Annotated in this window: 6 protein-coding genes; 1 reads left to right on the plus strand and 5 read right to left on the minus strand. The window is 34.7% G+C overall.

The window, feature by feature from the left end; all coding sequences use genetic code 11:
- The first annotated feature begins 136 nt into the window (after nucleotides 1-136).
- Nucleotides 137-1,048, plus strand: coding sequence for a bifunctional UDP-sugar hydrolase/5'-nucleotidase (locus GIY83_RS11390; RefSeq protein WP_194616530.1), 912 nt, complete (start codon nucleotides 137-139; stop codon nucleotides 1,046-1,048).
- On the opposite strand, the gene GIY83_RS11395 is transcribed toward GIY83_RS11390, so the two are convergent.
- The 5 genes from GIY83_RS11395 to GIY83_RS11415 all read right to left on the minus strand — a co-directional run.
- Complete coding sequence (locus tag GIY83_RS11395) at nucleotides 1,034-1,729, minus strand: lysoplasmalogenase family protein (protein WP_208686978.1); 696 nt, start codon at nucleotides 1,727-1,729, stop codon at nucleotides 1,034-1,036. The genes GIY83_RS11390 and GIY83_RS11395 overlap by 15 nt on opposite strands.
- The gene (ligA, locus tag GIY83_RS11400) at nucleotides 1,716-3,722 is read right to left on the minus strand and encodes an NAD-dependent DNA ligase LigA (protein WP_208686980.1); all 2,007 of its coding nucleotides are present in this window, start codon (nucleotides 3,720-3,722) and stop codon (nucleotides 1,716-1,718) included. The genes GIY83_RS11395 and ligA overlap by 14 nt, the downstream gene beginning before the upstream one ends.
- 247 nt (nucleotides 3,723-3,969) lie before the next feature.
- Nucleotides 3,970-5,907, minus strand: a complete 1,938-nt coding sequence (locus GIY83_RS11405) for an OmpA family protein (protein WP_208686982.1) — start codon at nucleotides 5,905-5,907, stop codon at nucleotides 3,970-3,972.
- 12 nt (nucleotides 5,908-5,919) lie between these two features.
- Nucleotides 5,920-6,852 carry a type IX secretion system membrane protein PorP/SprF gene (locus GIY83_RS11410; protein ID WP_194616526.1) on the minus strand — a complete coding sequence of 311 codons (933 nt, stop codon included), beginning with the start codon at nucleotides 6,850-6,852 and terminating at the stop codon, nucleotides 5,920-5,922.
- 45 nt (nucleotides 6,853-6,897) lie between these two features.
- A partial coding sequence (locus GIY83_RS11415; RefSeq protein ID WP_208686984.1) for a gliding motility-associated C-terminal domain-containing protein occupies nucleotides 6,898-8,981 on the minus strand: 2,084 nt, incomplete at its 5' end.

Below are 8,981 nucleotides of genomic sequence, written 5' to 3' on the forward strand. Positions count from 1 at the left end.
TAAAAAAACAAATCATTTCTGTGCGCGTAAAAAGTTTTAGCCACAGATTAAAAGATTAAAGATCTGCGCAAATCTTTTTAATCAGTGGCAAAAAAATAGCAAAATAAAATATCGTTTCCGCAAAAAAATATACAAAATGAAAAGAAGAGAATTTATCGAAAAAACAGCTGCAGGTACTGCCTTATTAAGTTTAGGTTTATCATTAAGCAGTTTTGAAACTAACGATATTAAGCACTTAACGATTCTACATACTAATGATGTTCACAGCCACATCGATCCGTTTCCGGCTGATGATCCTCGTAACCCAAACAAAGGTGGTGTATCACGAAGAGCTGCTCTTATAGAAACAATTCGCAGGGAAAATCCAAATGTTCTTTTATTAGACGCAGGAGATATTTTTCAGGGAACTCCGTACTTTAATTATTATGGCGGGGAACTTGAATTTAAGTTGATGAGTATGATGAAATATGATGCATCGACTATTGGAAATCATGATTTTGATAATGGTCTGGATGGTTTATATGCACAAATGCCTCATGCTACTTTTGAATTTATCAATTCAAATTATGATTTTAAGAATACCGTAATGAACGGCCTTGTAAAACCGTATAAAATATTTAATAAAAACGGAATTAAAGTTGGGGTTTTTGGCGTAGGAATTGAACTTGCAGGTTTGGTAGACAAACAAATGTACAAGGAAACTATTTACAACAATCCTGTAGAAATTGCGCAGGATATGACGCAATTATTAAAAAAAGAAGAAAAATGTGATTTGGTTATTTGCCTTTCGCATTTAGGTTATAAATACAAAGACGACGAATCTAAAATTTCTGATTTGAAATTTGCCGCACAAACTCAGGATATTGATTTAATTATTGGCGGGCACACGCATACTTTTCTTGACAAACCTACGATTGTAAAAAATAAGGCAGGACAAGATGTATTGGTTAATCAGGTGGGTTGTTACGGAATAAATTTAGGCCGAATTGACTTTTATTTCGATAAAGATAAAGCACACACCAATCAGGGCAGATCAATTATTGTATAATATCTTTTTATGAATTTTGGCTTTTTCAAGAAAGTACTCCACCATAAAGAAATAAGCCAAAATTTGTGTAATGTCACGAATTAAAACAAGGACAATTGAGTACGAAAAGTATTCATTGAAGATGTAGAATATATCCGAAAAGATGTAACTAATAGCCATGAGTGACATTAACAATGCTAAATGCGTTCCTTTTGTTATATAGCTTACAAATGCAAAGTAACTTAAAACGCTTAGCACAACTCCGTAAAAAGCATAGATGATATTGAATTTCTTTAGATTATCGAACTGTAAACTCAAAACAGAAACAAGCAAATAGACTATAAATATAATTACTATAGATACGGGTAGAATATCTTTTTTTGCTAATTTTATTTTTTCGTGTTCTTTTATAAAAATCATTACTAATAAGAGGTAAACTGCTAAAAAACATATTACTCCGCCAATTTCAGAAACCTCAACATCCATTAAATCAAAAACCTGACCTACAAAGCAAAACAGAAAAATTAAACCTTCAGTTTTACTTATTTTAAACTCGCTGCTTATTAAAAAATAAATGAATATTGCCGGAAGAACAACTGCTTTTGCATAGAGCGTAAAAATATCTTGTTGTGTACAATCAAATATAATTGCGCACAGTAAGGCTAAAAAGAATAAAATCAAAGACGGCTTATTCGCTTTCATTTAATTTGTTTATAAAATCTTCCTCAGACAAGATAGGGATATTTAATTTATTCGCCTTTTCTAATTTTGCAGGGCCCATGTTATCGCCGGCTACTACAAAATCAGTTTTTGCAGAAATTGAACTTCCTACTTTACCTCCATTATCTTCGATGGCTTTTTTAAGTTCATCTCTCGAAAATTGAGTAAAAACACCAGAAACAACGAATGTTTTTCCAACGAATTTTACAGTAGCATTTGGGTTGATTTTTTCAACAATTTCAAATTGGACGCCATAACTTTTTAAACATTCAATAATTTTTTGATTTTCTTCGTTTTCAAAGAACTCAATGACACTTCTGGCAATTCTTTCACCGATTTCATCTACCAAAATCAAATCCATTAAAGAAGCCTTGCTAAGTGCATCTATATTTTTATAATGTTTGGCTAATTTTTTGGCTACGGTTTCTCCAACAAAACGAATTCCGAGAGCAAACAATACGCTTTCGAACGGAATTTCTTTAGATTTCTCTACACCATTTACCAGATTTTCAGCAGATTTTTTTGCCATTCTTTCCAGGTGCAAAATATCTTCTACTTTTAATTCGTATAAATCGGCGTAATTGTGTACCAGACCATTTTTGAAAAGCAAAGCTACTGTCTCACCTCCCAATCCTTCAATATCCATTGCTTTTCTTGAAATATAATGCTGGATTCTACCTATAATCTGCGGAGGGCATCCGTAAAAATTAGGACAGTAATGATTGGCTTCTCCGGCGTTTCTGACCAACTCGGTCTGGCATTCCGGACAATGGGTGATATAAAGTGTTGGTTCTGAGTTTTCAGGACGTTTTGATAAATCTACGGCAATAATTTTAGGAATAATTTCGCCTCCTTTTTCAACAAAAACGGTATCATTTATCCTAATATCCAATTTCTCTATTTGATCTGCGTTGTGCAAAGAAGCTCTTTTTACAATTGTTCCGGCCAATTGTACCGGTGCTAAATTGGCCACAGGCGTTATCGCTCCTGTACGTCCGACCTGATAGGTAATAGAATTTAATTGGGTCGAAACCTGTTCTGATTTGAATTTATAAGCAATGGCCCAACGAGGCGATTTTGCAGTATATCCTAATTCTTCCTGGTATTGAATGCTGTTTACTTTTACAACAACTCCATCTGTTTCATAAGGTAAATTATGGCGGTGCACATCCCAATAATCAATGAAGTCAAAAACTTCCTCCATATTATTGACTAGTTTCGCTTCGGTTGGCACTTTGAATCCCCATTTTCGGGCCGATTCTAATCCTTCATATTGAGACGAAAAAGGCAAATTATTACCTGTTACAAAATACAATAAACATTCTAAGGGGCGTTTTGCAACCTCGGCACTGTCTTGTAATTTTAAACTTCCTGATGCTGTATTTCTTGGGTTTGAATATGGCGTTTCTCCTATTTCTATTAATTCCTGATTCATTTTTTCGAAACCGGCAAATGGCAAAATAATTTCGCCACGAATATCGAATCTTTCCGGATAATTTCCTTTTAACTGTAACGGAATTGAACGTATTGTTTTGATGTTGTTGGTAACCTCATCGCCTTGAAAACCATCACCACGAGTTAGGGCTTGTACCAATTTTCCATTTTCGTAAGTAATACTTATCGAGGCTCCGTCGTATTTTAATTCGCAGGTATATTGCAGATTCACGTTTCCGAGAACTTTCTGAATTCGATTTTCCCAATCCAGCAAATCTTCTTTCGAATAAGAATTATCCAAAGAATACATACGGTATTGATGTGCTATGGTTTTGAAATTCTTGGTCACCATTCCTCCTACCCGCTGTGTTGGAGAATGCTCGTCAAAAAATTCCGGATGTTTATTTTCTAAATCCAGAAGTTCTTTTAGTTTTATATCAAAATCGTAATCAGAAATTGTGGCATTATCTAACACATAATAATTGTAGTTGTGCTGATTAAGTTCGTCTCTTAAAGTCTGAATTGTTTCTTGAATACTCATATAATATTAAAATACTGGAGGTTGTGTTTTAGAATAACTGAACATCAAAATTAGGATTATTTTTGTTGAAAAACAGCAAAAAATGAAACTTTTATAAAATCAAAAATCAAGTTGCAAAACGATGCAACTTGATTTTCTTCTTGCCCATTATTCTTAAAAAGAATTAAACAAAACCAACTTCCAAATGGTTTCTTCGTTTTATATTTTATTCTAATAATCCCCAAATTACAAGAATACAACCATAAAACTATTTCTGAATAATGATAAAGTCCGAGCGTCTGTTTAATAAATGTTCTTCTTCAGTACATTTTACTCCATTTTTACATTTATTAATTAATCGGCTTTCGCCATAACCAATTGCACTTTCTATTCTCGAAGCATCAATACCTTGCGCAACAATATAATCACGTGTCGATTTTGCTCTGTTATCAGAAAGCTTAAGGTTATACGCATCTTTTCCTCTTGAATCTGTATGAGACTCGATTTTGATACGAATATTAGGAAACTTTCGCATAATAAAAACTACTTTGGCCAATTCCTCAACAGCTAAAGGTGTTATATCAAATTTGTTATAGTCAAAGTAAATGGGGTTAACATCTACTTTTTCTACTCCTTTCTTTTTAACTACAAGATCATCGTAATTACTTAATTCGAAATTGACATCGGTAATTTCTGCTTCATTTTCCTTTGTAGTTTCTACCGTTTTTTCGTCGTTGCTATAATTTGTTTTTGTAGCGACTAGTCGAACTGTTTTATTACAAGGTACTGTTACAGCATATTTTCCGTCGTAGTTTGTTTTTGTCTCTGCCAGAATTTCATTGTACGAATTGTAAGCTACAACGGTAACATCTGTTATTGGTAATTGTGACTTGTGATCGATTGCTTTTCCTGAAATATTCTGGTTGCAAACCGGTTCTCCTTTTACAAAAAAATAAATATCATCATCGCCCTTACCGCCTGCTCTGTTAGAAGAGACATACCCATAAGTACCCGTTTTATCAATAACAAAAGTAAAATCGTCTTTGTTACTGTTGATAGGAGCACCTAAATTTTTTGGTGTAGAGAAACTTCCATCTGATAAAAATGCACTTTCATATACATCAAGATCTCCTAAACCATAATGTCCGTCTGAAGAAAAATAAAGTATTCCGTTACGAAAAAATGGAAAAAGATCATTACCCATTGTATTGATTTTTGGTCCCAGATTTTGAGGTGAACTCATTGTTCCGTCATCTGCAATTTTCACTACATACAAATCGGTTTCGCCATACCCTCCCGGCATATCTGATGCAAAGAAAAGTAATTGTCCATCATCGCTTAAACTTGGATGCCCAACAGAATAATCCTCATTATCAAAGAAAACTTTTTGCGGATTTTCTACTTTCCCATCTACTATTGAACCTTTAAGTATTTGAAAATTATTTACGCTATTTCCATCCGTAACTAATTTGTTTTTCTTGACAATATTCGAGGAGTAGTAAATTGTTTTTCCGTTGGCATCAAAACTTGCTGTTGCTTCATGATATTTGGTCATTATATTGGGTATAAACAATGCATCATTAAACAAACTTCCGTCAGCTGGATTTCTATCAGCTACATACAAATTCAGAAAGGGCTGATTGTTCCAGTTATACAATTTATCAGCAAATCTTGTTGTATCCCTGGCTGATGTAAAAACGATTCGATCCTGATAGAAAGTAGCCCCAAAATCTGATTTACTGGTATTGATGTCTAAATTTTTAATCGAATAAAGAGACTTTGCTTTCGCCAGGCTATCCAGCTGCTTTTTTTGAGCAACATATCTGTTGATTTCTTTCTGATCTCCTTTTTTGTTTAGATATTCCTTCGTGATTTTATCTGCGTCATCATAATCCATCACGGCTTTCATTGACTGGATATAACGCAGGTAATAGATATCTGTTAAATTATTGCCTTGCACTTCGTACAATCTTTTATACCATTTTAAAGCATTTCTGGCATCAGAAATAAAGTAATAAGAGTCTGCGGCATTTTTTAACGTTTGAGCCGATGGATTTTCGATATTTTGCAAACATTCTTCGTAAGCTTTAGAAGCATCTACATAAGAATAGTTTTTAAACAATGCATCGGCCTTTTTTAAATTAGTCTTTTGAGCAAAACCAAATGTAAAACTCAATAGCAAACTAAGGATATATAATTTTTTCATAGGGTTTTATATTTAGAAGAATCGAGGGGATTTGATTTTGCTTTGATTTTTCATGAATTGATAACGCAAGATGATTTCATGCGTTCCGTCATTGTATTTATTCAAATCACTAACCGTGTAATCAAAAGCATATCCGGCATAAAAACTTCTGGATATTTGAAAACCTGCCAGTATACTTACAGAATCATCTGTTCGATAAGATCCGCCAATTACAAATTTCTCTGCAATCATAAAATTCGCTGATATATCAGCAGTAAGTGGCGCTCCATTTACTGCTTTTACTAAAAATGCGGGTTTAAACTTTAAATTCGGATTCAAATCAAAAACATAACCTCCCATTAAATAATAATGTAAACGATCATAATCTATAGATTCCTGAACATCGTCGTAATAATTACTTTGAATAAAACTTGGAATCGAGAATCCTAAATACCATTTATCAGTATAATAGTAAATCCCTGCTCCAACAGCCAATTTCATTTGATTATCAATATTTTGATTTAGCAAAACATCATTATTATTGTAAAATCTACCCTTAGACCAATCTATATTCAACATTCGCATACCTGCTTTAAGACCAAATGCTAATCTTTTATCATATCCTAATGGAATTGAATACGCAAAGTTACCGTCAAGATACAATTCGTTTGATGGACCAATTTTGTCATTTACGATACTTAGTCCTAAACCAATATTCTCGTTTCGAAGCGGTGAGTGAATAGAAAATGATTGTGTTTCTGGCGCTCCATCAATTCCTACCCATTGAGAACGGCCCAAAAGTGTTGCTTCTAATGTTCCGGTAGATCCAGTATAAGCAGGATTTACCGACATTGTGTTGTACATGTATTGTGTGTACTGCGGATCTTGTTGTCCACTGGCACAAAATGTAATAAAAGAACATATTAGAATGAAATACGTTTCTAATGATTTTATATATAGTTTCATAACGATACTTATTAAGTTTAATTAATTAGATGATTAATACAGTGATTATCTCATTATAGATAACCAGCCTTTCTTAACCGTTCCATCTCCGATGGTTATCACATAAAAATAAGTACCAGTTGGCAGCATATCTCCTCTATTAATAACTCCGGACACATTGGCCGTTCCGTCCCAATCATTTTCATAATGTTGTTTACTATATACTAATGAACCGTATCTGTTATATACTTTCAACTCGTTGTTTGGATATGATTCGATACAATCAATTCTGAAAAGATCATTCGCTCCGTCATTATTTGGAGTAAATTCATTGTACACTGTCAAACAAACTGGCACAACAGTCACTGAAGCCGAGTTATTTGATGCATCAACATCTAAAGGAGTCGAAATTTCGACAGTTGCAACGTTTGTATAGTTACCACTTGGCAATACTTCTGCAACAATTGTAAGTACTACGCTTTGTCCTGCATTTAAAGCTGGAATTGTCCAAAGCTGTGTAGTTAGATCATATGTCCCTGCAGTTGTACTAGCGCTTACTAAATCAAATCCGCTTGGTAATAATTCGCTTACTATCGTATTGATAAAGTTACCCTGACCAACATTGTTTACTGTTACGGTAAATGTGATCTGCTCACCAAAATTAGGTGTAGGATTACTCACTGTATTTGTTATCGTTAGATCAGAACAAGTAGCTACATTTACATTTAATGATTTAGTTGTTCTTTCATTACACGTATTGATGTAAACAACACTTACTTTTCCTGGTCCGATGTCAGACCATGAGATAGTTACAGTTCCGTCAGCGTTTCCTCCTCCAGAAGTAATTGTACCGTTTTCAACTGTCCAGAGATAATCTGATTTTCCGTTGGCAATAGAATACGTTATTCCCTGGAAAACACATGGTGTATCATCTGTAGTAGTGATTGGAACCAGTGCATCATTTTCAAAAGAAACTGCTACTCCTAATCTTGTTGCACCCTCACAACCATTCGTTGTATTGTTAAGTGCTGCAGCATAATATGTTGTCGCTGTAAGTGGTGTATTTGCGGCAAGTGGCGTTCCACCATTTGCAGAAGTATACCATACTACATTTGCCTCATTTACAACAATACTTTCGATTGTAGGAGCTGCTGACAAGCAGAATGTCTGACTTGTTCTTGGAGTAGTAACAATTCCTGGTGTATTTACATTTACTATAACCTGCAATCTTACCGGATTCTCGCAATTTGAACCGCTCGCCACAACACCATAATAAGTACCGCTAGCTAAAGCTGTTGTTGCAGGAATCGCTGTTCCTCCGGTTGCACTATTGTACCAAATTACGTTTGATTCGTTGACCTGAATATTCGAAACTTTTGGTGCATTTACTGAACAGAAGTTTTGTGTTAATGAACCTGTTGTAGGTGTTGGCATTGGATTAACTATAGTAATTGTAACTGGTAAGCGGGTTGCACTTTTACATCCGGTTAAAGGATTTGTGATTTCTCCATAATAAATACCAGAAGTTAAAGCTGTTGTTAATGGAATCGCTGTTCCTCCTATTGCATCATTAAACCAGGACACATTACTTTCGTTTACCTGAATACTGGCAAATGTTGGAGCACTTGTTGAACAGAAGTTCTGAGCTGCATTATTTGTTGTAGGAACATTTGAACTTCCAACAGTAACTGAAACTTTTAGTCTAATGCTGCTTTCGCAATTTGTAGTTGCATCTTTTACTGCTGCAAAGTAGTCTCCGCTTACTAAAGCTGCTGTCGATGCAATTGGTGTTCCTCCGTTCTCGGCGTTATACCAAACTACATTACTTTGGTTTACCTGAATATTAGCAACAGTTGGATTATTTGCTGAACAGAAAACCTGAGATGCAAGAGTCGTTGTTGGCGTAGCCGGATCAGTTACATTAATGGTTACTGATAATCTTACTGAACTCTCACAAGTTGTAGCAGCATCTTTTATGGCTGCAAAGTAAGTTCCGCTTGTCAGCGCTGTAGTAGATGGAATTGCTGTTCCACCTGTTAGAGCTGTGTACCAAACAATATTTGCTTCATTAAACTGAACACTTGCAAAAGTTGGCGCATCTGCCAAACAGAAGTTTTGAGTTCCCGCTGTTACCAGAGTTGGTGTAGCAG

The organism is Flavobacterium sp. SLB02 (genome assembly GCF_009664855.1).
Lineage (GTDB): Bacteria > Bacteroidota > Bacteroidia > Flavobacteriales > Flavobacteriaceae > Flavobacterium.

What these genes read in the sequence shown, in the direction of transcription:
- GIY83_RS11410 (WP_194616526.1), bottom strand. Translation starts at nt 6,852, where the DNA reads ATGAAACTATATATAAAATCATTAGAAACGTATTTCATTCTAATATGT.
- GIY83_RS11390 (WP_194616530.1), top strand. Translation starts at nt 137, where the DNA reads ATGAAAAGAAGAGAATTTATCGAAAAAACAGCTGCAGGTACTGCCTTA.
- GIY83_RS11405 (WP_208686982.1), bottom strand. Translation starts at nt 5,907, where the DNA reads ATGAAAAAATTATATATCCTTAGTTTGCTATTGAGTTTTACATTTGGT.
- GIY83_RS11395 (WP_208686978.1), bottom strand. Translation starts at nt 1,729, where the DNA reads ATGAAAGCGAATAAGCCGTCTTTGATTTTATTCTTTTTAGCCTTACTG.
- ligA (WP_208686980.1), bottom strand. Translation starts at nt 3,722, where the DNA reads ATGAGTATTCAAGAAACAATTCAGACTTTAAGAGACGAACTTAATCAG.